This is a genomic window from Calothrix sp. PCC 7507 (assembly GCF_000316575.1).
Classification (GTDB): domain Bacteria; phylum Cyanobacteriota; class Cyanobacteriia; order Cyanobacteriales; family Nostocaceae; genus Fortiea.
In genome coordinates, this window is record NC_019682.1 from 5,894,147 (window position 1) to 5,919,975 (window position 25,829).

The window sequence follows — 25,829 nt, forward strand, 5'->3', positions numbered from 1 at the left end:
CGTTTCCCTTTGCTGCATTCAACTCCGGACAACCATCCTTACCAGTGTCTTACCTAATGTGACAATTCCTCCTTATAGCAATAACTAAAACAATTATGGCTCTAAAGATTCGTTTTAGAACCTTGAGGAATTATAATGATTTAGAATGCGACAATCCTTCAAGTTCGTTTAAGTATCTTATCAAGGAGCGAAATAAAAAAATCTATATATAGATGGATATGCATCTACACATCATCAACTGACTAAATTACAGCACCCTCTAAGACTAACGCCGCATCAACGACCTAACTTAAAAAAGTGCTGAGTTCAGAGTAAAAAATCCTAGCCCCTAGTCTCTTTTTCAGCCGTTGTTAGTGAAGCAGCGCTACCCAGAGAAGTCATAAGGAGTGTTTGCTACCCCAGTTTCAGCGGTTAGAAAAATCTCCTCATCTTCATCCTGAAGAAGACGACGCACGTAGCTTGCTTCTACATTCGCGAAGCGTTCCTGCACAAAGTGGTAAAGCAATGCCTAACAAGACTAGAATAATTGCTCTTCTCGGTAGACGACTAGCATCACCCGTACCGCTAACGCAGAACCCACAGGGTGAGTAGAGTATAGGCAGGCAGTTCATGATGGCTACTAAGTCTTAAAGCAAAATCACCGCATCATGTTAATTGCTGACACAGAGACTTACCCTCATACAGATTAACAAGTTTACTACACACTTAATCTGAGTCTAAAAATGTTGACGATACTTAAACTTAATCAGCTCACCAAACTTCATGAGGGCAAAGGAGATATATAGACAATAAATGTTATTACCAATATTAATTTTCCAACCAAATGTTAAAAAAAGATTATGGAGTCTCGTAGTTCTAGCCAGTAAACAAGAATTGATTAAATGGGCCTGGAACCTAATTAACACCACTAATACCCAATTGTTCCACCTACCTCTGATAGCTACCACCACTACTAAAACCTACTATCTATTGGGGTGGTTGCCACAAAATATTCATGAAAGCCTCACTGACAAACATTACTATGTGTTCGCAGATCATCAGCAAACACACCAAAACTTTTTTCAGCAGATGGGCAGGGACGAGCAGGATGCTTTGTTACAGGAACTTAAATTCGATTACCAAGAAATTCTTATAAGCTACTTTACTACAGACAGAACACTCAAAGGAAAAATTGATAAATTTATCAACGCGGTATTTTGTGCTAATATTCCTGTGCCCCAAATCATCGAAATTCACATGGAAGTAATTGAAGAATTTTCTAAACAGCTAAGATTAGAAGGAAGGAGCGATGAGACATTACTAGATTACCGCCTGACACTAATAGATATTCTGGCTCACCTGTGTGAAACCTATAGATGTTCGATGTATAAGTAACTGTCTTTAACTGCATAACTCTGCGAGTTCTGATGTGCGGGTGATGCGAGTTAGTCACTAATGCTAACACCAGTTCCTGATGGCGAAAAACCTCTTAGTAGTTCTACATCAAGAGCCACTATGCAAAATCGCACTTGGTAATTCTATCCTTAAATCTAGCCTGTATCTTTATGAATAAAGCCAGAAAAACCTATGTTCTCAAGCTTTATGTAGCAGGGAACACACCAAATTCAGTACGGGCATTAAAAACACTAAAAGACATTTTAGACCAAGAGTTTCAAGGTGTTTATGCCCTGAAAGTGATCGACGTTCTCAAAAGCCCACAGCTGGCCGAGGAAGATAAAATATTAGCCACGCCGACATTATCTAAAATTTTGCCCCCTCCCGTACGCAAAATTATCGGTGATCTTTCAGATAGAGAAAGAGTTTTGATTGGACTAGATTTACTCTATGAAGAACTAAGTGAAGAAGATTGGGGCGAGTAAAATACTTCACTATAAAAATTTCCGGCGATCGCTAAACATTAGTCACAGAAAACCAGGGTTTAATCCCGTATTTTTGATCAAGCAATGAGTGAAAAAGATCAAACAGAGCAAAACAACATACCATTAATTAATGGCGTAGAGAAAATCCGGACAATGATCGAGGGCTTCGACGATATTAGTCATGGTGGTTTACCAGTTGGGAGAACCACCTTAGTCAGCGGTACTTCTGGGACAGGCAAAACTTTATTATCTCTGCAATTTCTTTACAATGGTATCACCTACTTTGATGAGGCAGGAGTATTTGTTACCTTTGAAGAATCCCCCAGCGACATTATTAAAAATGCCTATATTTTTGGGTGGAATTTACAACGTCTCATCGATGAAGGTAAATTATTTATTCTTGATGCGTCACCTGATCCAGAAGGTCAAGATATTGTTGGTAACTTTGACCTGTCAGCACTGATTGAGCGCTTGCAATATGCTATTCGCAAGTATAAGGCGAAAAGAGTTTCCGTTGACTCAATCACAGCAGTATTTCAGCAATATGAAGCTATGGGAGTAGTGCGGCGGGAAATTTTTCGCCTTGTAGCACGCCTCAAACTACTGTATGTCACCACAATAATTACGACCGAACGTAGTGAAGAATATGGGTCTGTTGCTTCTTTTGGGGTAGAAGAATTTGTTTCGGATAATGTCGTCATTGTCCGTAACGTTTTAGAAGGGGAACGTCGTCGGCGCACAATTGAAATTCTCAAATTGCGCGGCACAACTCACATGAAAGGCGAATATCCTTTTACAATCACCAATGACGGAGTCAATATTTTCCCACTGGGGGCGATGCGCTTAACACAAAGGTCTTCTAATATCCGCGTATCTTCTGGTGTCAAAACCTTGAATGAGATGTGCGGAGGTGGTTTCTTTAAAGATTCTATTATTTTGGCAACAGGAGCTACAGGTACTGGTAAAACCTTGTTAGTAAGCAAGTTTATTCAAGATGGCTGCCTCAGCGGCGAACGAGCGATATTATTTGCTTATGAAGAATCACGTGCCCAACTGTCTCGTAATGCTTCTTCGTGGGGAATTGATTTTGAGGCGCTAGAACATCAAGGTTTACTCAAAATCATTTGTACCTATCCAGAATCTACTGGTTTAGAAGATCACTTACAAATTATCAAGACGGAAATAGCTGTCTTTAAGCCAGCCCGCATTGCTATTGACTCCCTTTCAGCCCTAGCTAGAGGGGTTAGTAATAATGCATTCCGACAGTTTGTGATCGGTGTTACAGGTTATGCTAAACAAGAAGAAATTACTGGTTTTTTCACCAATACAACAGACCAGTTTATGGGGTCACATTCAATCACTGACTCCCACATTTCCACGATTACCGACACAATTTTGATGTTGCAATACGTGGAAATTCGGGGAGAGATGTCTCGAGCGATCAATGTATTCAAAATGCGGGGTTCTTGGCATGACAAGGGCATCCGCGAATATAATATTACCGCCGACGGACCAGATATTAAAGATTCTTTCCGGAATTATGAGCGGATTGTCAGTGGTGCCCCTACCCGCGTTAGTATCGATGAAAAGGCGGAACTTTCTCGCATCGTCAGGCGTTTTGATGATAAACAGAGTTCCGATTCCTAAATTTAGTATCGTACTATATCCTTTCCTAAATTTAGTGTCGTGCTATATTCTGTGGTGAAGAAAAGTATTCTGCCGCTAGAATTGATTTTCGTGTGAGGGGATGCGGTGAAAGGACAGCAAATATTCTATAGTTTCTTGCCTGGTGTGACAGCAGCGGTATTAACAACACAGCCTGCTTGGGCTGTGACTGTAAAAGTAAATGGGGTACAGCTGGCAGCTTCTCCTAGTGTCTCGACCTCTACTTATGGTCGAACATTGGTTGCGGATATTGCTAATCAGCAACTGCCAAGTGCCACGGGCAATAGTTCTCCCTCTCTGGCTCCTTATCCTGAGTGGATGGCACTAAATGTCAAGCCTGTAAATCAGGATAAAATTCCGTTAATTGCAAGGGAAAATTTTGGTCTCAAAAAAGCACAAGTACTTAGGAAAAATGAAAGTAGATTTTTCAGTTTGACATCTACTTCATCTGCTAACCAACAGCTAGACCAGAATCTTTCTGCCCAAAGCAACCGACAACAGAGTCACTTGGGGCAGAAATCAGAAAATTTAGTCGTTCCGACTGCTGTCCAGCAAACAACATTTTCTCTGTCTTCTTCACAGCAGCCATTAGTTCAAAGAAAAAGTCCTGATGCTCAATCGCAGAATGTTTTACAAACTGTAGTCACGAGTACAGGAGCAGCAAAGCTGTTGCAGATACCCAGTTGCTCACTAGAAAAGGCTTCTCTACTACAGTCTTCTAGAGCTTGTCTACAAAAAATTGACTCTGGGGAACGGGTAGTCCAAAATATGCCAACTAAGCCGGGAAATGTCATTCCTGCACCTGCTGGTTCTGGACAAGTTCCGACTACGCCAGGAAACGTCATTCCTGCACCTGCTGGTGGTTCTGGACAAGTTCCGACTACGCCGGGAAATGTCATTCCTGCGCCTGCTGATCCTAGACAGGTTCTTGATAACCTGAACCCGAGTCCCAATCCTCTGCAATTTCCTACCAAGCCAGAGGAAGTCATGCTGCAAAGCAATCAGCCGATTACTTTAGCACAGGCTTTAGAGTTGGCGCAGCGGAACAATCGGGATCTACAGGTGGCTATACTGACGCGACAACGCAGCCAAGAGGCTTTACGCGAGGCCCAAGCGGCTTTGTTGCCCACAGTGGGTATTAGTACTAGTGTAACTCGCCAACGGTCTACTTCAGAGACACTTCAGACCAAATTAGAAGAGCAAGCACAAGAGGGTCTACCGGAGCAACTGCGATCGCCTGTAGATTCAGCTCAAGCTAATACATCTTTCACTGGTCAAGCACAACTATCATATAGCCTTTATACCTCTGGTCAAAGGCAAGCTAGCATTAGAGCGGCTGAGGAGCAATTACGTTCTGACGAATTGGCTGTGGAAAGTAGCGCTGAAGACATCCGTCTCAATGTATCTACTGATTACTACAATCTGCAACAAGCTGATGAACAGGTTCGGATTTCCCAGTCAGCCGTGCAAAATGCTCAGGCGAGTTTGAAAGATGCAGAAGCTTTAGAGCGCGCTGGGGTGGGTACTCGCTTCGATGTGCTGCGCTCTCAGGTAAATTTAGCAAATTCTCAACAAACCCTAACTAATGCTATTTCTCAACAGCAAATAGCCCGCCGTCAATTAGCTACTCGGATAAGTTTAACGCAATCGGTGAATATCAGTGCTGCTGACCCTGTAAAACTAGCCGGTCTTTGGAACCAGTCATTGGAACAAAGTATTGTGTTAGCTTTTCAAAACCGTCCAGAACTGCAACAACAGTTGGCGCAACGTAACATTAGTGAGCAGCAACGACGACAAGCACTGGCGTCGCTAGGGCCACAAGTTAGTTTGGTTGCTACCTACGATTTGCTAGATCAGTTTGATGATGGTGTTGGCGTTAGTGATGGGTATTCTGTGGGAGTTAGGGCTACCCTGAATTTGTTCGATGGGGGAGCAGCAAGAGCAAGAGCAGCTCAACAGAAAGTTAATATTGCGATCGCAGAAACTAACTTTGCTAACCAGCGTAACCAAATTCGGTTTCAGGTAGAACAAGCCTTTTCTACCCAGAAATCTAATTTAGAAAATGTTCAAACCGCTAATACTGCTCTAGAACAAGCTAGAGAAGCTTTACGGTTAGCACGTTTGCGCTTTCAGGCTGGTGTTGGGACTCAAACTGATGTAATCAACTCTGAAAATGACTTGACTGTAGCTGAAGGTAATCGTGTCAGAGCTATTTTGGATTACAACCGCGCTTTGGCTCAATTACAACGCTCTGTCACTTTTAGAGCATTCCGTCAATAATCAAGAGGGCTGAGTTAAAGGTCTTTTGGCTAGTAGTCTGTCAGGGTTGAAATGAGGGACTGTAGTGTGAGCGTCTCGCTCACGCGGGCTTTTCGGCCCGCACTACCAAAAACCCCTCAAAACAAAATTGACAAACCACTAGTCTTAGACAAGCTAAGACTAGCCAAAAAATAGATTAATCTCTAGGGGCGAATGATTGTTTGCCCCTAGAGATTTATGTATAGCAGTGAATAGGTAGATTAGGGCATAAACTCACAAGAAAACACTGACACCCATAGACTTTCAAGCCTGTGAAGAATTCCCTATTTTCCATTTCTTGCTATAACATAAGCTGAGTATGTGAACTACTCCACCGTGTATACAAACAGAACTTCCCAATTCAACAGGAAAATCTTTCAGAACTCTGTAGTCCCATTGGTCTTATATTCCCTCCCAGGGCAGGAGTCCTGATTCCCAAGACCCAAATCTTTTACCCTGAGCGTAGTCGAAGGGTTTTCTGGCGACACATACCTATTAAGTAGTATGACAGAATTAATTACGCAATGACTGTAAATATTTTTGTCCGGCTACTTAGCTTGGTTTTCGCTTACGGCATTGATGTTCCAGATACTACTTATGAAAAAATTATGACCACAGTTACATCGAAAGAAATTGCACAATTTCGCTCTCAATTAGCAGATGATCCCAGAGCAATGGAAGTACTCGATTTGATTGAGGATTGTGAGGGAGATTTAGAAGATGCGGCAATGACCCTAGCCATTAGAGCAGGACAACAACCAGAAAGAGCAAATTCAGAGTGGTTAGATGCTTTGGCGAGAAACTGGCGTGCTGTAATTTGCGATCCAGGATTTCGAGAAAACTTGCTCAATGGCTCAGTTCAGGGAATGATGCAATACCTCATCACAATGCCGACGTTTCCCAAGATTTTAGCAACACCTGTTTTGATATACGTCCTCAAGCAAGGCGTGAACAATTTTTGTGAGCCACTCGATTCGCTCAAGTGATATTTTGGGGCATGGGGCATGGGACATAGGAGAGACAAACAATTCAAAACTCGTCTTGAAAAGTTTGCTCGACTCTTGGGACTCCCGCACGCAACTTTTTGCAAAATTCAAAATTAATATTGGACTCTTGACCCTGAAAAACTGATAACTGATAACTGATAACTGATAACAGAGGACTGATACGCTGTTAATTAAGGCAGAAACTTTATCAGACGCTTTTTCTTAAATTGATGAATTACCTTGTTGCCGTATTACCAGACCGTATCCAAGCCGAAGCTGCTTACTTAGGCTTAGAAAAAGAAAGCATAAAAAGTACTATCCTGGGCAGGGGTTACAAAACCGCTGACGAGTTTGGCTTGATTGATCCTAAAGAGCAAGCTAAAAACCAGGCAAAGCTCATGACACTCTGGCTAGTACCATTTGGTTTTTTTGCTGGTTTCACCTTTAGCTTAATTACTGGTTTAGATACCTTTGCTTGGGCAGGTGAAATTGGTAATCACATTATTGGCGGACTGCTGGGCGCTGGCAGCGGTGCTATGGGTGGTGTGTTGGTGGGCGGTGGAGTTGGCTTACTTGTAGGTAGTGGTGATGCTTTACCTTACCGTAACCGCTTAGATGCGGGTAAATATTTAATAGTGGTTGAGGGTTCTGAAACTTTGACTCGTCAAGCAACCCGCATCTTACGTCAGTTTGAGCCAGAAAATATACAAGGTTATGGTGATCCTACTAGTTAAGGAATGGGGGATGGGGCATCCCTTCGGCTTCGCTCAGGGCAAGTGGGCATGGGGTATTGGGAGAGAATAATTTATGATCCTTGACCCTTGACCCTTGACTCCTGACTCCTGACCCTTGAGATTAGTTAACCTTGATTTATGCTGGCCTATTTAATTTTTGATGATGTTGCCAAGAGAAGAACTTTTAAAAAGTGTTGAAAATCGAGATAGCATAGCTCGTGTCATTGACCAAGCAGAACAGGCGATTAAAACTTGGGAAGTGGTTTTGACAGATTTTTTGTCGCCGCCAGAATTGGCTGAAATTCAACGGGTGTTTAGTCGGTTGACAGAGGTGCAATTGGTGACATGGGGGGGATATCCGCAAGCGGAACGCCAAAGAATAGCGATCGCCCGTGCGGAAATGCCTTTAGATCAATCCCAAGTTGACCTGGTGTTGCTAGAAATTGCCGGGAATTTCTTGTTTGACACCGCCTCTCACCGCGACTTTTTAGGCGCAATGCTGGGGACAGGAATTGTCCGTGAAAAGACGGGAGATATTGTGGTTTTGGGGGAGAGAGGGGCACAGGCGATCGTTGCACCGGATTTGGTAGAGTTTTTAGAGATGAGTCTTAACCAAGTGCGATCGGTGCCTGTGAAAACCCGGCGGATTGATTTTAGCGAGTTAAAAGTCCGGGAACCGAAGAAAAAAGAATTAACCACCGTCGAAGCGTCGTTGCGATTAGATGCGATCGCCTCCGCTGGTTTTGGCATGTCCCGCAGTAAAATGGTTGACTTAATCGACTCCGGCGATGTTCGTGTCAACTGGAAGGAAGTTACCCAAGCTAGTTCTCAAGTTAAAGCAGGCGACTTAATCGCCATTCGCACTAAAGGACGTTTGGAAGTAGGAGAAATAGCCGTCACCAAAAAAGACCGCTACCGAGTCCAGTTAACAAGGTATATGTAGGGAACAGTGAACAGTGAACAGTAAATTTGATAACTGATAACTGATAACTGACTCCTCTAAGCTTTAAACTGCTTTTCCAAAATACTCACTAGAGTTTCTCTCGGTACAAACCTAGATAAATTTGTGATAATTTTGCTTAAAAAACTGCCGCTGACAACTGTTGAATCTCCTCTTTCCAAAGCATTTAGAGTATCATTTACCACTTCTTCGGGAGTAGATATCTTACTAGTTTTCCCGGTAAAAGATTGGGGAAAATCGGCTTCAGTAAAAAAGTCGGTTTCTGTCGGACCCGGACAAGCAACTAAGATACGCACACCATACTGACGATTTTCTGCCCACAGTGATTCACTAAAACTGAGAACAAAAGCTTTACTAGCAGCATAAACCGAAAGATATGGTATCGGTTGGAATGCAGCGATCGAAGATACATTAATAATGCTTCCAGAACGACGTTGTCGCATCAATGGTAGAAATTGGTGGGTTAAATCTACCAATGCCAAAATATTTAATTGCACCATCTTTACTTGCCGTTCTCCATCTCGTTCGGCAAAATCGCCATAGTCACCAAAACCAGCATTATTGATTAACAAATCAATAGTTAATCCTTGAGATTTGGTGACATCAAATACCGCATTAGCAGCATTAGTTTCTGTTAAGTCTTTAACTATAACATCTACTCGAATTTTGTATTTTTCTTGTAGTTCTTGGGCTAGTTGATTTAGTTTCTCTTCAGAACGAGCAACAAGAACAAGATTTGTCTGGCGTGCAGCTAGTTTTTGAGCAAAAGCTTTACCAATACCACCAGATGCACCAGTAATTAAAGCAGTTGACATGAAGGAATTAAGGATGAGGGACTAGTGATTAGAAATTGGGGATTAGGCATGGGAAATATCTTTGATTACCCAGCCCCCAATACAATCTCTTTATAGATATTAACAATACTTATAGTCAATTTTAACCACCCAGAGTGATATGCCTAAAAGACTAAAAGCAGCACTCAGTAAGATAAATAATTTTCTAGCAAAAACTGTTAAAGCCGGAACAATAGCCTATCCAGGAGCGCAAAGATTGCTGTCAGCGGCACAGAAAAGGCTGCAACATTGAGTTCTAGAGCAGGGATATTTACTTTTGACAGAAAGATATGCTATTGTTGATAATTGTGTGGTTAAGGACGTATAGCTCAGTTGGTTAGAGCGCTACGTTGACATCGTAGAGGTCACTGGTTCGAATCCAGTTACGTCCATTATTACTGGACAGTGACAGATTATTTGTCATTGTGATTTCAACTTTGAGTTTGCCGCAACGGCAAGGTTATGGTTGAAAAAGTCGGCGCAATTAGATGTTAGAAAATCTAATAAGCTTATCCCAAGAAGATAACAAATCCCGACAAGAGTATCAAATTGAGGTAAAACTTCCCCTGCTTGCCACATCCAAACACAAAAGCATTATCGGTTGTTGTACAATCTCATAGGTTGCTCAGACCTGAAGAGTGGTTACAGCAGGAATTTAAATTTACCCACACAACCAAAACTGCAATCCACTAATGTCCTTATGGAGGAGTCATTGAGAAGCCCACACTCACCCTCGATAGGAGTGTGTGGAGTACGTCACAGTTTACAGGCACATTGATGGGCATCACTCAAAAACACACTCACCCTCGATAGGAGTGTGTGGAGTACGTCACTAATCACATAATCCCGTAGTTAAAGCGATTGCTTGTCTGCGACACGCTCTTGCGTTCGTCGTTCCTCCTCATCAATTAAAACTACAAAAGCTGGATAATACCATTGCTTCTGATCAGCATTTCTGTTCCGTTCAAGGGGTTGATGAGATGAATGGAGAATATACTCAATCAACCCCTGAAAAAATAAGTAAATTACACGCTACTTGACTTCGCTGGGTTGGAACTGAGCTACTTTACCTTTTTTGACTGCAACAACCACGTCGTAATGTGAACAGTAAGCGAATGTAACGTCATTGGCTTTGTTGTAAAGGTTAACCACATGACCTGCACCACCAACCTGGATACCAATTGGCTCTAAGTCGCCAAAAAAGAACCGACGCAGTTGATCCCCACCACCAATCTGACCTTTGTTTTTAGTCACTAAGGCAATTTTTTCTGTAGGAGAAGGTTCTTGAGCGGCTGAGGCTTGAACTAATGAGGGATTGATTACTTTCAGTGGTGCATCCCAAACTGTGATAAAACCAGCCAAGGCAAGACTTGCAAGTATAGGTGTAAGTTTCATTTGTGGCTCCTTTTGTTTGACTGCTCTCGAATATCCAAAGTATGTCAGGCGTGACTGAGAGCCGATTGAAACCTAGCCATAATTTTCATGAATTTATTCTTTGAAAAAATTTAGATGATTCTCAGCCTTTTCTCATGTAACAATGAGAACCAAGTATAACCAAGAATAACAGTGTTTTCTCAGGTACACTTGTGGAATTAAACCTTTTCGTACCAGTGGTGTAAGTCCTGGAATGGTAAAAATGCTATCTTAAAGGCGAAGTCATTTGCTCAGATTTTGAGGAAAACACCATGACTGCAACGCTTTTAGAAGGTAGTTCTATTGAGTCACTGCTGGGGAAAGAGGCAGAAGACCTACTTACCTACAAGGCAAAGGTTTCTCACGATTTACTACATTTACCAGGACCAGACTTTATAGATCGAGTCTGGCTTAACAGCGATCGCCATCCTCAAGTATTGCGTAATCTCCAACAACTCTATGCTCATGGTCGGCTGGCGAATACTGGCTATCTCTCAATTCTCCCAGTAGACCAAGGGATTGAACATTCTGCTGGGGCATCTTTCGCACCTAACCCAATTTATTTTGATCCCGAAAATATTATCAAACTAGCGATCGCCAGTGGTTGCAATGCTGTCGCCACAACCTTGGGTGTCTTAGGCAGCATTTCACGTAAATATGCCCACAAAATTCCCTTTATTACCAAAATCAATCACAACGAGTTACTCACATCTCCCAATCAATTTGACCAGATATTATTTGCTGATGTCGAACAAGCTTGGAATTTAGGGGCTGTGGCTGTAGGCGCGACAATTTATTTTGGTTCAGAGAATTCTACCAGGCAAATTCAGGAGATTAGCCAAGCCTTTAAACGCGCTCATGAACTCGGTTTAGTAACTATTCTCTGGTGCTATCTGCGAAACAACAGTTTTAAACAAGACCAAGATTATCACCTCGCCGCCGACCTCACAGGACAAGCAAATCACCTGGGTGTAACCATTGAAGCCGATATCATCAAACAAAAGTTGCCTGAAAACAACAATGGTTATGGTGCAGTAGCTAAGGCGACTGGTAAGAGTTACGGCAAAACTGATCCACGAGTTTACACCGAATTAACCACTGACCACCCAATTGATTTGACTCGTTACCAGGTGCTTAATTGCTACAGCGGACGTGCAGGTTTGATTAATTCTGGTGGCGCATCTGGTAAGAACGACTTTGTAGAAGCCGTTCGCACCGCAGTTATTAATAAACGCGCTGGCGGTACAGGGTTAATTTCTGGACGTAAGACTTTCCAGCGTCCATTTGAGGAAGGAGTCAAGCTATTTCATGCTATTCAAGATGTTTACTTATCACCTGATGTGACCATAGCCTGATCCCATATTTGGTAACTGAGAGTAGGGGGATAAATTAATGATCATTGCTTGCTCCCCCGACTCCCTTATTTATAATTGCTACAAATGATATAGTGTCCAGATTGCCACAGATTTCCCGCCTAAATTCCAGACAAATAAGTTAACACTCTTGTTGGCGATCGATATTTGGATTATCAGTTATGAATCCTATCGTGTGCTGAGAAATGATTAAAAATATTTATAGAGCTTGCTCAGACAACCTAAACATCGATGATTTTTTGGTTCATTTTATTTGCTCCAAGAAAGCGGTCTAACAATCCGGCTGGAGTTCTCCTACTGTGAATTTTTCATTGGTTATCATAAAGTTAGGCTTTGAGGAGCATTGAATATGACTCTCGCATCAAATGGGCAAGTAGCGATCATTCGCACAGAGCGTGGATTGGCGATCGCCGGTACACGCATCACTGTTTATGATGTGATGGACTATTTGAAGGCTCAGTATCCACCAAAGCTTATTCGTGAAAAGCTCGGTCTTAACGATGAGCAAATTCATTCAGCCTTAGCATATATTGAGACCCATCGTACCGAGGTTGAAGCAGAATACCAAGAATGTCTGCGAACAGCAGCGGAAATTCGGCAATATTGGGAAGAGCGAAATCGCGAACGATTTGCCAAGATCGCAGCGATTCCCCCTAAGCCAGATCAAGAAGCCCTTCGTGCAAAACTTCAAGCCTGGAAAGCACGCATTGAAGCCCAGTCATGAACTTCCTGATTGATTACAACTTAACGGGTGATGCTGTTTTATTCTGGGGAACGCTCTCAGCGGAAGGATGGCTTGACTTGTTATCTATCCGCTTCTTCACGTTTCAGGAGATTGGATTGCCAATGGATAGTAGTGATCGCGTCGTTTGGCAATTTGCTCAAACCAACCAGATGGTTTTGATTACAGCTAATCGAAATATGAAGGGAGACGATTCTCTGGAACAGACAATACGTGACGAAAATACACCGACTTCTCTGCCAATTCTGACAATTGGAAACCCTGATCGATTTGATGAAAGTAGCTATCGGCAAAAATGCGCCACTCGCCTGATTGAGATTTTGTTCGATCTGGAAAACTATATGGGAGTAGGTCGAATTTTCATTCCATAAAACTTTCGGTAGAAAGCAGTTTTTGCAGTTCCAGGTTGAGAAATACAAATCACAATATTTTGATCTCAGGCTAAGAAACGTAGCATCATCCTAAATTACTTCATCAACATCAATTGCAGAGGATCTAAACGCACATACCAAGGAAAAGGCTGATCTTTCATAATTGCCCATTTTTCCTTGAAGACTTCTGCTTGTAGATGGTAATCTTGGGGACTATGACCAGCAGAATGTAATTTAATAAATAATGTCGTCCGGTGTGGTGTTTCGCTTGTCCTAACAACCCAGCACTGAAATGTATTTTCTTGGTTGGGGTTGTTGGTAAAAATAATTTGATGGGCACGAATGCCAATGTGGGAAAACTCACTGTTGACAGGTTCAATGACTTGCAAGGTACAACCCCAATCAATTGCTTCCACTTGCTGGGATGCATAGGAAACAGCACGAGAAAAGTTTTTACATCCAGTTAACTGAGCCACACTGACATTTGCCGGATGCTCAAAAATATTTTGTTTGGAGTCATGCTGAACTGCTCTACCATGCTCTAATACCAATAAATTTGGGCAAATTCGATAAGCCTCTTCCATATTATGGGTGACAAATAGTGTCGCACCTTGGTAATTAGCGAGAGTGGCGGTCATTTGCTGTTCTAATTGGCTCCGCAGGTGGGTATCGAGTGCCGAAAACGGCTCATCTAAGAGTAATACTTCTGGTTGACTGGCTAATGCTCTTGCTAAGGCTACCCGTTGCTGTTGACCGCCAGAAAGTTGGTGTGGATAGCGTTCACTGAAAGTGTTGGCGGGACTATCGCCTAATCCCTGTAATTGCATGGCTGATAGTTGTTCTTCTACTAGTACTCGGATACTCCCAGGGGACAGTCCTTTGGGTAAACCGAAAGCGATGTTTTGTGCCACTGTCATGTGCGGGAAGAGAGCGTAATTCTGGAATAAAAAACCAATACGGCGATCGCGGCTAGGTACGTTAATTTTTTGTTCTGAGTCAAACAATACTTTACCATTTAAGATAATGCGCCCCTTTGTTGGTGTTTCTATCCCCGCCAGACAACGCAGAATCATACTTTTACCAGCACCAGAACCACCCAACAATCCCAAGGGTTGCTCATCAGCGGTGAAAGCGACTTGTAGGTGGAAACTAGACAGTCGTTTTTCAATGTCTACAAGTAGTCTACCTGGGGACGATGATGTCTGCAACAAAGATGATTCTCTTCCTTGTCCTCTTTGTCCTCTCTGTCCCCTTTGTCCTCCTTTCTCCCTTAATTCTTGCCAAAAGTTGACGATGATAATTCCTGATAGAGAAATTACCATAATAGCGATCGCCCAAAACCAAGCTTCATTCATTGCACCAGCTTCCACAGCAAAATAAATCGCCATCGGAATCGTTTGGGTTTGTCCGGGAATGTTCCCAGCCAACATCAATGTGGCACCGAATTCACCCAAAGCACGGGCAAAAGCCAGAGTTGTCGCTGCTAAAATTCCTGGGAGTGCTAGAGGTAAACTGATCCGCCAAAAAATGGTTGATTCTTTTGCACCCAAGGTTCTGGCTACCCGCAGCAGATTACTATCAATCTGTTCAAAAGCTCCCAATGCAGTTTTATACATTAATGGGAATGAAACTACTGTAGCGGCGATCGCCGCACCATACCAAGTAAAGACAATGCTGAAATCAAATGGCTGCATGAGTTTCCCCACAGGGCCATTTTTACCAAAAAACAGCAGTAACAAAAAGCCGATAACAGTCGGTGGTAAGATTAGCGGAGCGACAAAGACACCTTCAATTAGTGATTTTGCTTTACCGCGATATCCCAGCATCCAATAAGCAGCAGTAATACCGAGAAAAAAAGTAATAAATGTAGCTAGTAATGATGTTTTAAGTGATATCCATAGGGGTGATAAATCAATTGACATAGCTTATTAGGAAATAATTAGCGTGTATAAAAAGGTGTTATGGCTAGAAATCGCTTGAGTGAGTCCAAAATCTCCAGCATTTAAATCAATTAATTTATAATTTACCAACTTAATGATAAAAAAGTTGGTAGATATAATAAAAAACTCCAACCCAAGAGCGGATGGAGTTTGTGGATATAGGGAAAAATCTACAGCGCCTTACTTTTTATACATCTTAGGGAACGCTGTTTGGAGTTTAGCTAGCTTTGGCAATTCATGTGTGACGACATAGCGATCGCCTAGATTACGTACAATATAGTTCTGATGGTAGGCCTCAGCTTGATAAAAACCGTTCAAGGGAGCTAATTCGGTCACAATTTGTTTATGGAAAGTCTGTGCTTTGTTGAGTTGATTGATATAATCTTGTGCGACCTGCTTCTGCTTGTCGTTAACAAAAAAGATTGCCGAACGATATTGTCTACCAGAATCAGAACCCTGTCGATTCAACTGTGTTGGGTCATGCGCCACCAAAAAATAGACCTTCAGCAGATCTTTATATGATATCTGCGATGGATCATAAATAATTTTCACCGATTCGGCGTGGTCGGTGAATCCGGAACTGACAAGGGTGTAGTTTGCAGTTCTGGGATCACCTCCGGAAAAGCCAGAGACAACATCAGAAACCCCCTTGAGATGCTCAAAAACCGCTTCCATTCCCCAAAAGCAACCTCCAGCAAAAACCGCCGTCTGCTTCCCTTGGGGTGTAGAAGTCGAGATATCAATCGCAGGTGCGGGAAGCATTACACAAGATGCACCATACACAAGTAAAACAGCCAGTGAAATGAGAGACAAGTTGCGTACTAAGTCGCGAGAGAGAGTAAAGCTACGAGTTGACATAAGGTCGTGAAATCCTGTAATTATTAATTTAGTAGATGCATATATTGCTATGGAGATTTTCAAGCTCCATTTATGCATAGATGCGCTTTAATAGATTTAATAAGTTATGTGTAGTATCCCTCTTTTAACCGAGATATAGCTGAGTTTTGAATGAGAAAATAATAAGAAAATTGGTATGAGAATCCATTTTTTTTGAAAATATCTTAGCATCTCTAGTAAATGTCAATTCTGATGGGCTGTGAGATCCCCGACTTCTACCCTGCGGGAAGCCACCCTACGGGTGTCTACAAGAAGTCGGGGATCTGAACACGGCTAACCTAGCATAATTAGTACGATAGACCGTAGTGGACTGTTTCAGCTAATTTAGTGCTTTAGCGATAGACCGTAGGGTGCGTTAGCGACAGCGTAACGCACCATTATCAAGGATTTGGTGCGTTACGGATTTTATCCTAACGCACCCTAAAATACCTGGAGTGTTCACAAACTTAGCGAAAATCAAGATCAAAAAAGGTGTTTCTATGCCGCAGAATTTTGAACGCAATTTTCTCGAAGAGGTTCGTAAGTTAAAACGGAAAAAGAGAAAGCACATAGCTCAGAAAATAGGGATAATTCTTTTGATTGCACTTATAGCTATAGGGTTTATATATTTCTGGCTACAAAGCAATCTCTTCTTAAAAATAGGCAATATGTCTATTAGTACAAAACCGCTGGTTTTAATTATTATTGGACTACTGATAATTTTAACTGTTTATATTATTAATAATCCTAGTGCAAAACTTCGCTATCAATCTTTTCTATCTTCCTTAGAACTTCTCAAAACTATCAATTATAAATATTTTATAGGTTTTACCCTGCTGATAATAGCACTAGTTTATCAAGCCAACCCATTTATAATTATTAATCCAGTTAATGATTTTGTCACTCATCTAGTATATAAACCTACACCCCCTGTATTAAATTCACCTTGGCCCTGGACAGATCATCAAAAAATTCATCCAATTGTTGTCAATATGCCATCCGAGGTAGAAACAAGTATTAAATCTGTTGCTGAATATATTGCTAAACAAGAATCAGATCCATACTTGCGAATTAAAGCGTTACATGATTATGTAATTAGCCGAGTTACTTATGATTTAGAAGTCCTGAAAACAGGAATAAGACCTCCTCAAGATGCTCAAACTGTCTTTCAAACTCACAAGGCAGTTTGTGAAGGCTATGCCAATCTCTTCATGGCATTAGGACAGAATATCGGTACAAAAGTTGTTTATATCCAAGGGAAAATTCGTCAAGACTTAGCTCCTATAGAATTAATTCCTAAAGTATTAAGACTTTTAAAGTCTAATTATGATTGGACACTTCATGCATGGAATGCAGTGAAAGTTGCAGATAACTGGCAATTAGTGGATACAACATGGGATGATAGCGATTCTAATGCACTTGGTTCTTCGTATAGCGCAGACTACCTTATGCCTCCTCCTCAAGTAATGAGCATGAGTCATTTTCCCAGTCATTTAAACTGGCAACTTTTATCTATTATTTTAGACCAGAATAATTTTGAAAAACAACCTATTCTCACACCTCAATTTTTCACCGAAAATTTATTACTAATCTCACCAACTGAATATCAAACAAATGTTAAAAATGCCGCTGAAATTTTGATTAAAACTCCTGCAAACTACCAAAAGAGAATTGCTGCTATCTTTACAAAAATAAAAGAAGTTGATTCTTCAATCTGGGATTTACCAAAAGATAATCAAGAAGAAAGGCAGCAAAATTTCAACAAGTGCCAAAGTCAACAAAATACTCAAGGAAAAATCCATATATCCTGTCAATTTCCGGAAGTGGGAGATTACCAAGTTCTAGTTTTCAGTGTGGGAAAAAATGTTAGTCCTATCGGTCAAATGAAATTTCATGCTTTATAGCAATTCTCGGTTACGTGAGTTACACCCCTAAAGGCACGGCACTGCTGTGCTACTACAGCTTGCGATATAATTTTGTACCGCATCTGAGTGGGAACCGCTATATAAATGCTTAATAATACTCTAGTCTTTACCAACAATGGATGAGATATTTATGTTAACTGCTTTAATTCAAAGTAGAAAAGCTTTACCAGAATGTTTACCCAACCCACCAGTAGGATGTGTAATTGTAGACTGTGAAAAGATAGTAGCAACAGGATACACAAGAGCGCCGGGGAAACATCATGCTGAGGCTGACGCGCTCAATCAGATTCGAGACCAAGTTTTTGACTGCTTGAAAATGTATGTAACTCTTGAACCTTGTTCTTTTCATGGTCGCACACCTGCATGTGCTTTAGCGATCGCCCAAGATCCGCGGATAAGTGAGATATATGTATCTATAGTTGATCCAGAACCCCGCAATAATGGCAAAGGATTAGATATTCTGCGAAAAGCAGGAAAGATAGTTCATGTTGGGTTATGTGCAGATGAGGTGAATGCCTTTCTCCAGCAATATCTATTAAAGGGATGATAAAATCAGCGATCTGAGAGTTGCTATAATGCGATCGCCTGTTTCACTCCCACCAAATCTAAAACTTCCGCATATTCCAACTAACGGGGTCAAAATCTTGAGAAAATCGCGTGCTGTCATCATAGCAAGCGCCACTCAGATTAGCGCCATACAGCTTGGCATAGCTGAGTTTGGCTCCCCGCAGATTAGCTTCATTCAGTTTCACACCACTTAAATTAGCTCTAGTCAAGTTGGCTTTGGCGAGGTTAGCTCGACTTAAGTCTGCTCCCCAAAGTTTAGCTTTAGCAAGGTTGGCTTGACTTAAATCTGCTCCCCAAAGATTGATTCCTGGTAAATAAGCGCCAATTAATCTCGCTTTACTCAGGTTCACCGCTGGAAAATGTTTCTCCCCTGCGGTATAACGCTGCTGTAATTCATTAGCATCCATAATTCGTTAACCTTGATCAATGGGAGTTGGGAGTTGGGAGTTGGGAGTTGGGAGTTGGGAGTTATTCTCCCACTCCCTACCCTTGTTGGCTAAATTCTAGTTTTAATTTGAGTTATTTCAAAATCAAAAGAGCCTAGTAAGCGATCGCCAGCATACACCTCTATCTTATGCTTACCAGGGGGATCACCAGGGGTTATCGTCCAAAAATTCTTAATTACACCATCAGTAGTTTTCACTGTACGCGTTGTCACCGCTTCCTCGCCAGTTGGAGATATTGCAAAGTTTTCTGTGCTAGTTGTACCCCAGGTTTCTGGACGTTTTGGTAATCGCAAGATTTCTTTCCATGTCACTTCACCCTTGTAGTCCTTGAGTTGAATTCGCCACCCATATCTATTACCCTCCCGAAATGGCACTCTCATCGTCGGGATAAAGGTAAATTTGCCTGGAGAATCAACTCTCTCAACCCCAAACTCAGCTTTATTGACAGTAATCGCTTGAGGATTGCTGGAGTTAGCAGGTGTGGCGACAGGCTTCTGTGCTAAAAGAGAATTAGCGCTAATCGGTTCAGCAGCCATTACCCCAGAGATTAGCCAAGAAGATGAAAGTAAAACTGTAGCAACCCAAATTTTCATTAGCATCATTGTAGCGGTCAGATATTTGGTATTTATTCAAATATTCCAACCTCCTCTCCGGGTTGTGTTGGGAGATTTTGGCTGTTTTAGGTGGCTGACATTTGGGGGAGCGCTTCTTACTTCGCTTAAAAATTGCTATCCTCTATTCGCTATTCCCCCTCTACCAAAGTCCAGAAGTAGCCATCTGGTGCCATGAAGGAGAAACTTTTCTCGCCAAACTCATTCGCAACGATGCTTGTGAGATTTTGTGCTGGAGTTTGGCTAATGCGATCGCTAAATTCTTCAATTCCCCCAACACGGTAGGTATATAATGAAATTCCCCAGCTACCCGGTCGTGCATCTGCAAACCGCGACTCTAAATTAATCGCCTCTGGAAACCGCACAATATAAAGTCTGCCACTACGCGCAGCACTGAAGTCAGTTTGCGAAGAACGCGGATCATCAAAAGCAGTGACAATAAATTTTTCACCTGGATTAAGATCAAAAATATCTCTACCTGCAGGTGATGATTCATAACTAGTCTCAACATCGTCACGCACACGCAGCAAACCTAAAACCTCTTCATAAAACTTCAAGGTTTCTTTGCTGTCATCTTGAGTGATTAAACCCATGTGGGTAAATTGGCTAGTTTTGAAAGTAGAGTTTTGGTTAATTTGTCCGTAATGTGGTAGGGAATAGCCAAATCGTTGAAATAGAACTTGTCTAGCTAAGGGTTGCAAAAGCAGCATTTCTCGTACCCCAACTGCTTCATCGATAAAAGGACGGCTTTTTCTCTCTTTGTTGTAGATAATGTCCCAGTAAGGCGGACTGTACCTAATATCCCAACCTGCTTTTTTGGCTTCTTCTGCATGATTTAAGATAGTTAACGCATCAGCGGTTAAAGTCGTACCCCAGCGGTTTCCCTTGACTTTCATCGTCCCCGTCCCTAACCCCTGATTTGTGGGATTTTCCCACACCATCAACCTAATCAAACCATGATCTGCATTTTGGTGGTAAAGGCGAATCGATCGCAACGATGAATTCACCCCGTATAATTGATTGGCTACATCTGCGGATAATTCCCCCACTTGACCGATGCGGTAGCCAAATTGCTCCCAATATTGAATTGCCGAAATTGGCTCTGGGACACCAATACAGACTTCATAGATACCTTTAATAGTAGTTTGTTGGCTTTGAGTCATATTATTGATTGCTGAGTTGGAATATCTAACTCATATAGCATTTCCCAATCTGGTTGAGTACGATTTTCAACCGCAAACCCGTATGGGTGGGGTTTTCTCCATACGTGTCAACTTAAGCCTTAAAAATAAAGTGTTTGCAAAAATACTAGGGTTTTTTTCGCAATTTACTGTATGGTTTGTTGAGAAAATGAAAATAGCAGACATCATGCATATTTTACCCACTCGTGTTTTAAGTCTAATTGTTGGCACATTGTTCTTATTGTCGCCTCTAGCTGTACAAGCAAATGCTGACGATCCTAATGGTTCTCGTAACTCACCACAACCAGGCTGGGGTTTGTGGCGACGGAAAGCGGAAATTGCTAAAGCAGATTTTGATTCTGGTTTTTCTAATTCAGAGTTGGGGGGATATTTAGATTTTGAGAATTTCTGTACCACAAATGGGGGTTCGCCTAATACACAAATTGACTATTGGTTTAGGTTGAGCAATTCAGTTAACCGGATTGGTACAGGAAACGTAGAATTTGGCTGTTGGGCGCAGGGACGTTTCCTTAATACCTACAGCAGCACTGCAATTAAAAAGAGTTTGAGTAATGTCAATTGTCTACGTGTTTACACTCCCAACAAAAAAAGCTTGGTGATTTGGGCGGAACCAAGGGCAAATTCTAAAAAAGTGGGAGTAGTCGCTAACCGGCGAACTGTGAAACCCGAGAGTTTTCCTGCTTCTATTGTAGAAGTGAACGGGGAAAATTGGATTGCGATCGCCTCTCCGAAAAAAGGATGGGTTTCTGATGGTAGTTCCGCCAGTCCGGGTAATCTCAGACTATGCTCTCTGAAAAATCCCTAACTTTTTTTGTATTCACCCAAACTCCAGACAGCGCATCTAAATCTATCTCCTTCTCGTCTCCCTCATCAATATTTTTAAATAATGCTGTAAACGCACCAGCACCCAACCTATCTTGAGGAAATAGCCGATAACAGGGAATCTGCGTTAAATGGGACTGATACTCTTGCAGGTGACTGACTGCAACTGCTTGAAACTGAGGAAACCGTGCCAAAAACCACTCACAGACTTGCTCATTTTCTTCAGGTGAATAGGTGCAGGTCATATAAGCAAGATAACCTTGTGGTGCAACAAGTTGAGCAGAATTAGCTATAATCCGTTTTTGCCTATTCGCACACTTATTAATATTAGTTGGGTGAAAACATCCATCGGCTTTCTCGCCTTTAGCTAATAAAGATTGCCCAGAGCAAGGAGCATCTACTAACACCAAGTTACTAGATAATGGCATCGTTTCTGCAAAAATACTCGAATCTCTATTAACTACAACACATGGGTTAATATGGCAACGTTTTAAATTAGAAATTAACATTCCTAAACGTTTACCAATCACTTCATTACTAATGAGCAAATCAGGCTTAATAGTTCTCCAGGTAAAGACACTTTTACCTCCTGGAGCGGCACACATATCAAAAACTAACTTGATTGATTGAGAAATTGTTAACAAACTAGATGCGGCAAATACAGAAGAAAAGTCTAAACAATAGTAATATCCTTGTGTATGTAAGGGATGTTTTCCTGGCTTTTCTCCTAAGCATAAACGGTCAATAAAATATGGTTGCCAAGACATTGGTACTTCTACTGAAAAAGGTGAAACATCCAGCTTTTGCTGACACCAAAGAATGCAGGGTGAGAAAGGTTGGGGATTAATTAATGCTGCGATAAATTGTTCTTGATTTTCCGAGTTTTCAAACAAACGCCGAGAGAGTTTCAATAATAGATTTGAAGGTTTATCCATGTGGCAGTAAAACTGTTACATAAGAACAATACTATGAAGACGCTTGACTCCATACTGAATATATAATGACCGCTACTCTAATCGCGATCGCCAAGTGCATCCGGCGCGAGTTTCTATGCAAATAGTTTAACCGCGATCGGAGCATCGCTATACCCCACTGCACCGGAGATGGTGATGATCTTAGATAATTTTCAGCAGAAAATACGCCAAGAAGCACAACTTTGGCGCGATGAAGGCATAATTAGCTCTTCACAATACCAACAGCTAGCAGACCGTTATCAATTTAATAACCTAGAAAGCGCTTCCCGTGAACGTTCTTCTGGGATGGTGATTGCTATTGGTGGCATACTTTTAGTCTTAGGTATCACCACCTTTATCGCCGCCAATTGGTTGGAATGGTCACGAGATGTCAAGTTTATCTTGATTATGAGTTTGTTTCTGTCTACGACTATTGTCGGTTTTTTCACCTGGAGAGAACCTGCACTGCGTAAGGCTGAAGGGAAGAAACTAGACCGCAATAAACGCCTACTAGGAGAAGCATTACTGTTTCTAGGTGCTTTGATTTTGGGTGCAAATATCCTGCTGATGGCCCAAGTCTTCAATATTGGCGGTTCGATGACCGAACTGTTTTTAGCCTGGGGATTTGGTGTTTTGGTCATGGCTTATGGCCTATCCTTAACTTCCTTGGGGATTCTCGCCATTGTCCTGATTCAGATTGGCTACTGGATGGGATTAGGAGACTGGTGGTACACTTCCAATGACTTGACATGGGCACGGTTAGCAGTGCGACATATGCCCTTAGTGTCGTGGCTGCTGTTTGTACCCCTAGCCTATTTTTGTCGCTCGCGGGTGATTTTTGGTCTAGCAGTCTTTAGCTTTGCTTCATCCTTGCAATTCAATCTCAATCCGCTGCAACTGCTGACCTATTCTAATATTGCACCTTGGGTAGCGTCTTTTGCCTTTGCCCTCCCACCTGCATTGTTGTGGAGTTACGATGACCTGTTATATCCCACAATTAACTACAGGTTGTTTAAGCCCTTAGCCCGGACTTTAGCACTGGTATGTTTCGGTGCTGCCTTTTATATTCTCTCGTTCCGTTGGCAATGGCAATTTCCCGACGGTGGTTATCTTCCCCCAACGACTAACACCAATATCTTGAGAACACTACCCATAATTGATGTGGGGATTCTCAGTGGTTTAGCAGTCCTGCAATGGTCGAATCAACAGCGTTACAAAAACAACTCTTTTCGCAAAGAAAAAGTTTTCACAACTGCTTTGATTATCGGCTTTATTGCCACTACCGCCATAGTGCTTTTTTGGCATCAATCTGTGGGAAGAATTGGTGAACTAGGCATTTTTGTGTTTAATGTACTTTTGGCGACCTTATCTTGGGCGTTAATTCAAGAAGGTATTAAGTTAAATGACAGGCGATCGTTTTGGGGCGGTATGCTGTTGTTTACCTTGCAAATTATTAGTCGCGTGTTGGAGTATGACACTGACTTGCTGTTCAGGGCGTTGGTTTTTGCCACCTGCGGTACTTCTTTAATTAGCGCTGGGCTGTGGTTTGAACGCCGCAAACCCAGTAGTTCTGGTTCTTCAGGGAAAGAAAAGAAATAATTCTTGACTTTTTACAGATGATATCAAGTCTATTGAATTTGTTATCATCATATTCTCTGTGTATTCCTAATATGGCAATTGTCAGATGAATGAAATACACCCAACTAACAGAAGTCAGGAGTCAGAATATTTAGCCTTTCTACTTCTGGTGCAGCTTCTTTTCCCGCAGGGTTAAAGCCAAGCGTAGCCGAGGGTTAAATTCTCCTGCATTCCGAATTCTGACTCCCGACTTCCAAGTCAACGGTGTATTGCACTTGGCTAAGAACCGCTATATTTTCCTTTCTAGTTTGTCTCTGCGTCAGTCCTAAATCCTCTGTTTTGACTTTTTCTATTCTCTCTGTTCTTTAGGACTACGCCCATGAAAAGCAATTACTCTGAATCGAATAGGTCTGGTGAGTCGAATAGGTCTGGTGAATCGAATAGGTCTGGTGAGTCGAATAGGTCTGGTGAATCGAATAGGTCTGGTGAATCGAATAGGTCTGGTGAATCGAATAGGTCTGGTGAATCGAATAGGTCTGGTGAGTCGAATAGGTCTGGTGAATCGAATAGGTCTGGTGAGTCTAATAAGTCTAGCAATAAATCTGGTAAATCTTGGTCTCCAGAAGCAGAGTTCTCAGAAAAGCTCACTTTTAGAGATTATCTGATTGCTACTGAACAAAAGGCTAATCAACCTCTTCCTCTGTGGCGGCTTGTAGTTCCTCTGGTGATCCAGGCGGGAATCATCATGGCTGTACCAACTCAAGCTGTGTACACAGACGTTGCAGGTAAGACGGTGGTCTTGCAAAGTGTCATAGACCGTAATGATGTGCTTCGCAATGACTCACTCAACCTGGATTATAACATATCTCGAATTGCAACGTTGAGAAGACTGCCCGGTTGGGAGGATTTGCTAAGACAAAATCGTGGTCGGAACAGACAGTTGGCGCAAGGCACCAATTTGTATGTAATTTTACAAGAGCAACAATCTTTTGGTCGTGGCGTTCCCAGGGCTTGGAGGCTGGTAAGGGTGAGTGGTAGGCGTCCTACGAATCTGCCGAATAATCAAGTAGCACTTAAAGGTGTGTATCGAGATGGCTCTGTTAATTATGGTGTGGAGACATACTATATCCAAGATGATCAACGACAACGGATTAGTAATGATCTGGCTCGGTCTTTTGAGGGACGCAATGGACAGCGGCAACAAATCAGGGTGAAAGTGAAAGTTGATCCCCAAGGTAACGCTGTACCGATTAGTCTATGGGTACGCGATCGCAATTATCAATTTTAATCTTCGCGTCTTAATTGCCAAGCTGCACCGCAAGCCGCACCAGCCCCAGCTAAGAACCCAGTACTCATTCCCTGGATAGTTTTTTGGATGGGGTCTTGGGTGAGGCAATCACTTGTGACTGTATGCTTTTGCAAGCATAAATTGCTTTCTGCCCAACTGGCAGTACCGCCTAAAATAACACCAGTTACACTGCAGGAAACAACAAGCAACAAAAGACGTTTGATTTTTCTATCCATAGGGGGATGCTTTAAATATTTTGGTCATTTGTCATTTGTCAAGGGTCATTTGTTATTTGTCAAGGGTCAATCCGATTTTGGATTTTGGATTTTGGATTTTAGATTGACTGCACCCATAAACCGAAAAATCATCCAAAATCTAAACTCTAA

Annotated in this window: 24 protein-coding genes, 1 tRNA gene and 1 pseudogene; 16 read left to right on the forward strand and 10 right to left on the reverse strand. The window is 42.0% G+C overall.

Going from position 1 to position 25,829, the window contains the following annotated elements; genetic code table 11:
• Positions 1-792: 792 nt before the first annotated feature.
• From CAL7507_RS31085 to CAL7507_RS25255, 7 genes are all read left to right on the forward strand, one after another.
• On the forward strand, positions 793-1,374 hold the full coding sequence (locus CAL7507_RS31085) for a KaiA family protein (protein ID WP_015131315.1): 582 nt from the start codon (positions 793-795) through the stop codon (positions 1,372-1,374).
• 170 nt (positions 1,375-1,544) lie between these two features.
• The gene (kaiB, locus tag CAL7507_RS25230; protein WP_015131316.1) at positions 1,545-1,859 is read left to right on the forward strand and encodes a circadian clock protein KaiB; all 315 of its coding nucleotides are present in this window, start codon (positions 1,545-1,547) and stop codon (positions 1,857-1,859) included.
• A gap of 84 nt (positions 1,860-1,943) precedes the next feature.
• Entirely contained in the window at positions 1,944-3,506 is a 1,563-nt protein-coding gene (gene kaiC / locus CAL7507_RS25235; protein WP_015131317.1) for a circadian clock protein KaiC, read from the forward strand.
• A gap of 105 nt (positions 3,507-3,611) precedes the next feature.
• Positions 3,612-5,804 carry a TolC family protein gene (locus CAL7507_RS25240; protein ID WP_015131318.1) on the forward strand — a complete coding sequence of 731 codons (2,193 nt, stop codon included), beginning with the start codon at positions 3,612-3,614 and terminating at the stop codon, positions 5,802-5,804.
• 626 nt (positions 5,805-6,430) lie between these two features.
• Positions 6,431-6,808 carry a hypothetical protein gene (locus tag CAL7507_RS25245; RefSeq protein ID WP_042342483.1) on the forward strand — a complete coding sequence of 126 codons (378 nt, stop codon included), beginning with the start codon at positions 6,431-6,433 and terminating at the stop codon, positions 6,806-6,808.
• Positions 6,809-7,038: 230 nt separating this feature from the next.
• Positions 7,039-7,542 carry a hypothetical protein gene (locus CAL7507_RS25250; RefSeq protein WP_015131320.1) on the forward strand — a complete coding sequence of 168 codons (504 nt, stop codon included), beginning with the start codon at positions 7,039-7,041 and terminating at the stop codon, positions 7,540-7,542.
• 163 nt (positions 7,543-7,705) lie between these two features.
• Positions 7,706-8,485, forward strand: coding sequence for a photosystem II S4 domain protein (locus CAL7507_RS25255; RefSeq protein WP_015131321.1), 780 nt, complete (start codon positions 7,706-7,708; stop codon positions 8,483-8,485).
• A 56-nt stretch (positions 8,486-8,541) separates the two neighbouring features.
• On the opposite strand, the gene CAL7507_RS25260 is transcribed toward CAL7507_RS25255, so the two are convergent.
• Positions 8,542-9,318, reverse strand: coding sequence for an SDR family oxidoreductase (locus tag CAL7507_RS25260; RefSeq protein ID WP_015131322.1), 777 nt, complete (start codon positions 9,316-9,318; stop codon positions 8,542-8,544).
• Between the two features lie 336 nt (positions 9,319-9,654).
• On the opposite strand from CAL7507_RS25260, the gene CAL7507_RS25265 reads away from it, so the two are divergent.
• Positions 9,655-9,728 (forward strand) — tRNA-Val (locus CAL7507_RS25265).
• Positions 9,729-10,368: 640 nt separating this feature from the next.
• Here the strand turns inward: CAL7507_RS25265 and CAL7507_RS25270 are convergent.
• Complete coding sequence (locus tag CAL7507_RS25270) at positions 10,369-10,731, reverse strand: hypothetical protein (RefSeq protein ID WP_015131323.1); 363 nt, start codon at positions 10,729-10,731, stop codon at positions 10,369-10,371.
• A 290-nt stretch (positions 10,732-11,021) separates the two neighbouring features.
• Between CAL7507_RS25270 and CAL7507_RS25275 the strand changes: the two genes are divergently transcribed.
• From CAL7507_RS25275 to CAL7507_RS25285, 3 genes are all read left to right on the forward strand, one after another.
• Positions 11,022-12,104: a class I fructose-bisphosphate aldolase gene (locus CAL7507_RS25275; RefSeq protein ID WP_015131324.1), complete on the forward strand. Its 1,083-nt coding sequence runs from the start codon at positions 11,022-11,024 to the stop codon at positions 12,102-12,104.
• 367 nt (positions 12,105-12,471) lie between these two features.
• Positions 12,472-12,846, forward strand: coding sequence for a DUF433 domain-containing protein (locus CAL7507_RS25280; RefSeq protein ID WP_015131325.1), 375 nt, complete (start codon positions 12,472-12,474; stop codon positions 12,844-12,846).
• Positions 12,843-13,235: a DUF5615 family PIN-like protein gene (locus tag CAL7507_RS25285; protein WP_015131326.1), complete on the forward strand. Its 393-nt coding sequence runs from the start codon at positions 12,843-12,845 to the stop codon at positions 13,233-13,235. Before CAL7507_RS25280 ends, CAL7507_RS25285 begins: the two co-directional genes overlap by 4 nt.
• A 95-nt stretch (positions 13,236-13,330) precedes the next feature.
• Here the strand turns inward: CAL7507_RS25285 and modB are convergent, their stop codons facing one another.
• Positions 13,331-15,157 carry a molybdate ABC transporter permease subunit gene (gene modB, locus CAL7507_RS25290; RefSeq protein WP_015131327.1) on the reverse strand — a complete coding sequence of 609 codons (1,827 nt, stop codon included), beginning with the start codon at positions 15,155-15,157 and terminating at the stop codon, positions 13,331-13,333.
• A gap of 198 nt (positions 15,158-15,355) precedes the next feature.
• Positions 15,356-16,033 carry a peptide-methionine (S)-S-oxide reductase MsrA gene (msrA, locus tag CAL7507_RS25295; RefSeq protein WP_015131328.1) on the reverse strand — a complete coding sequence of 226 codons (678 nt, stop codon included), beginning with the start codon at positions 16,031-16,033 and terminating at the stop codon, positions 15,356-15,358.
• A gap of 473 nt (positions 16,034-16,506) precedes the next feature.
• On the opposite strand from msrA, the gene CAL7507_RS30255 reads away from it, so the two are divergent.
• Positions 16,507-17,955: a transglutaminase domain-containing protein gene (locus CAL7507_RS30255; RefSeq protein ID WP_160166360.1), complete on the forward strand. Its 1,449-nt coding sequence runs from the start codon at positions 16,507-16,509 to the stop codon at positions 17,953-17,955.
• A gap of 136 nt (positions 17,956-18,091) precedes the next feature.
• A complete protein-coding gene (locus tag CAL7507_RS25305) occupies positions 18,092-18,523 on the forward strand; it encodes a deaminase (RefSeq protein WP_042341578.1) in 432 nt (143 codons plus the stop codon).
• A 58-nt stretch (positions 18,524-18,581) separates the two neighbouring features.
• On the opposite strand, the gene CAL7507_RS25310 is transcribed toward CAL7507_RS25305, so the two are convergent.
• The 3 genes from CAL7507_RS25310 to CAL7507_RS25320 all read right to left on the reverse strand — a co-directional run bounded on the left by CAL7507_RS25310 (position 18,582) and on the right by CAL7507_RS25320 (position 20,763).
• Complete coding sequence (locus CAL7507_RS25310) at positions 18,582-18,950, reverse strand: pentapeptide repeat-containing protein (protein WP_015131331.1); 369 nt, start codon at positions 18,948-18,950, stop codon at positions 18,582-18,584.
• 89 nt (positions 18,951-19,039) lie between these two features.
• Complete coding sequence (locus CAL7507_RS25315) at positions 19,040-19,588, reverse strand: hypothetical protein (protein ID WP_201447918.1); 549 nt, start codon at positions 19,586-19,588, stop codon at positions 19,040-19,042.
• 143 nt (positions 19,589-19,731) lie between these two features.
• On the reverse strand, positions 19,732-20,763 hold the full coding sequence (locus tag CAL7507_RS25320; protein WP_015131333.1) for a VOC family protein: 1,032 nt from the start codon (positions 20,761-20,763) through the stop codon (positions 19,732-19,734).
• A 205-nt stretch (positions 20,764-20,968) separates the two neighbouring features.
• Between CAL7507_RS25320 and CAL7507_RS25325 the strand changes: the two genes are divergently transcribed.
• Positions 20,969-21,607: a hypothetical protein gene (locus CAL7507_RS25325; RefSeq protein WP_144051343.1), complete on the forward strand. Its 639-nt coding sequence runs from the start codon at positions 20,969-20,971 to the stop codon at positions 21,605-21,607.
• Here CAL7507_RS25325 and CAL7507_RS25330 read toward each other — a convergent pair.
• Complete coding sequence (locus CAL7507_RS25330; protein ID WP_015131335.1) at positions 21,579-22,559, reverse strand: RsmB/NOP family class I SAM-dependent RNA methyltransferase; 981 nt, start codon at positions 22,557-22,559, stop codon at positions 21,579-21,581. The genes CAL7507_RS25325 and CAL7507_RS25330 overlap by 29 nt on opposite strands.
• A gap of 174 nt (positions 22,560-22,733) precedes the next feature.
• Here CAL7507_RS25330 and CAL7507_RS25335 point away from each other — a divergent pair, with 174 nt between their 5' ends.
• Positions 22,734-24,176 carry a DUF2157 domain-containing protein gene (locus CAL7507_RS25335; protein ID WP_015131336.1) on the forward strand — a complete coding sequence of 481 codons (1,443 nt, stop codon included), beginning with the start codon at positions 22,734-22,736 and terminating at the stop codon, positions 24,174-24,176.
• A 369-nt stretch (positions 24,177-24,545) separates the two neighbouring features.
• Here the strand turns inward: CAL7507_RS25335 and CAL7507_RS32830 are convergent, their stop codons facing one another.
• Positions 24,546-24,803 (reverse strand): hypothetical protein, encoded by a 258-nt coding sequence (locus CAL7507_RS32830; RefSeq protein ID WP_201447926.1) that lies wholly within the window; start codon positions 24,801-24,803, stop codon positions 24,546-24,548.
• On the opposite strand from CAL7507_RS32830, the pseudogene CAL7507_RS25340 reads away from it, so the two are divergent.
• A pseudogene (locus tag CAL7507_RS25340) lies at positions 24,727-25,443 on the forward strand (GDYXXLXY domain-containing protein); the annotation flags it as partial. The gene CAL7507_RS32830 and the pseudogene CAL7507_RS25340 overlap by 77 nt on opposite strands.
• Here CAL7507_RS25340 and CAL7507_RS25345 read toward each other — a convergent pair.
• Positions 25,440-25,679 carry a hypothetical protein gene (locus CAL7507_RS25345; protein WP_015131338.1) on the reverse strand — a complete coding sequence of 80 codons (240 nt, stop codon included), beginning with the start codon at positions 25,677-25,679 and terminating at the stop codon, positions 25,440-25,442. The pseudogene CAL7507_RS25340 and the gene CAL7507_RS25345 sit on opposite strands and share 4 nt — an antisense overlap.
• Positions 25,680-25,829 lie beyond the last annotated feature (150 nt).

Coding starts and splice junctions, on each gene's coding strand:
- CAL7507_RS31085 (WP_015131315.1), top strand. CDS start 793: ATGTTATTACCAATATTAATTTTCCAACCAAATGTTAAAAAAAGATTA.
- kaiB (WP_015131316.1), top strand. CDS start 1,545: ATGAATAAAGCCAGAAAAACCTATGTTCTCAAGCTTTATGTAGCAGGG.
- kaiC (WP_015131317.1), top strand. CDS start 1,944: ATGAGTGAAAAAGATCAAACAGAGCAAAACAACATACCATTAATTAAT.
- CAL7507_RS25245 (WP_042342483.1), top strand. CDS start 6,431: ATGACCACAGTTACATCGAAAGAAATTGCACAATTTCGCTCTCAATTA.
- CAL7507_RS25250 (WP_015131320.1), top strand. CDS start 7,039: ATGAATTACCTTGTTGCCGTATTACCAGACCGTATCCAAGCCGAAGCT.
- CAL7507_RS25255 (WP_015131321.1), top strand. CDS start 7,706: ATGTTGCCAAGAGAAGAACTTTTAAAAAGTGTTGAAAATCGAGATAGC.
- CAL7507_RS25260 (WP_015131322.1), bottom strand. CDS start 9,318: ATGTCAACTGCTTTAATTACTGGTGCATCTGGTGGTATTGGTAAAGCT.
- CAL7507_RS25270 (WP_015131323.1), bottom strand. CDS start 10,731: ATGAAACTTACACCTATACTTGCAAGTCTTGCCTTGGCTGGTTTTATC.
- CAL7507_RS25275 (WP_015131324.1), top strand. CDS start 11,022: ATGACTGCAACGCTTTTAGAAGGTAGTTCTATTGAGTCACTGCTGGGG.
- CAL7507_RS25280 (WP_015131325.1), top strand. CDS start 12,472: ATGACTCTCGCATCAAATGGGCAAGTAGCGATCATTCGCACAGAGCGT.
- CAL7507_RS25285 (WP_015131326.1), top strand. CDS start 12,843: ATGAACTTCCTGATTGATTACAACTTAACGGGTGATGCTGTTTTATTC.
- modB (WP_015131327.1), bottom strand. CDS start 15,157: ATGTCAATTGATTTATCACCCCTATGGATATCACTTAAAACATCATTA.
- msrA (WP_015131328.1), bottom strand. CDS start 16,033: ATGTCAACTCGTAGCTTTACTCTCTCTCGCGACTTAGTACGCAACTTG.
- CAL7507_RS25305 (WP_042341578.1), top strand. CDS start 18,092: ATGGATGAGATATTTATGTTAACTGCTTTAATTCAAAGTAGAAAAGCT.
- CAL7507_RS25310 (WP_015131331.1), bottom strand. CDS start 18,950: ATGGATGCTAATGAATTACAGCAGCGTTATACCGCAGGGGAGAAACAT.
- CAL7507_RS25315 (WP_201447918.1), bottom strand. CDS start 19,588: ATGCTAATGAAAATTTGGGTTGCTACAGTTTTACTTTCATCTTCTTGG.
- CAL7507_RS25320 (WP_015131333.1), bottom strand. CDS start 20,763: ATGACTCAAAGCCAACAAACTACTATTAAAGGTATCTATGAAGTCTGT.
- CAL7507_RS25325 (WP_144051343.1), top strand. CDS start 20,969: ATGCATATTTTACCCACTCGTGTTTTAAGTCTAATTGTTGGCACATTG.
- CAL7507_RS25330 (WP_015131335.1), bottom strand. CDS start 22,559: ATGGATAAACCTTCAAATCTATTATTGAAACTCTCTCGGCGTTTGTTT.
- CAL7507_RS25335 (WP_015131336.1), top strand. CDS start 22,734: ATGATCTTAGATAATTTTCAGCAGAAAATACGCCAAGAAGCACAACTT.
- CAL7507_RS25345 (WP_015131338.1), bottom strand. CDS start 25,679: ATGGATAGAAAAATCAAACGTCTTTTGTTGCTTGTTGTTTCCTGCAGT.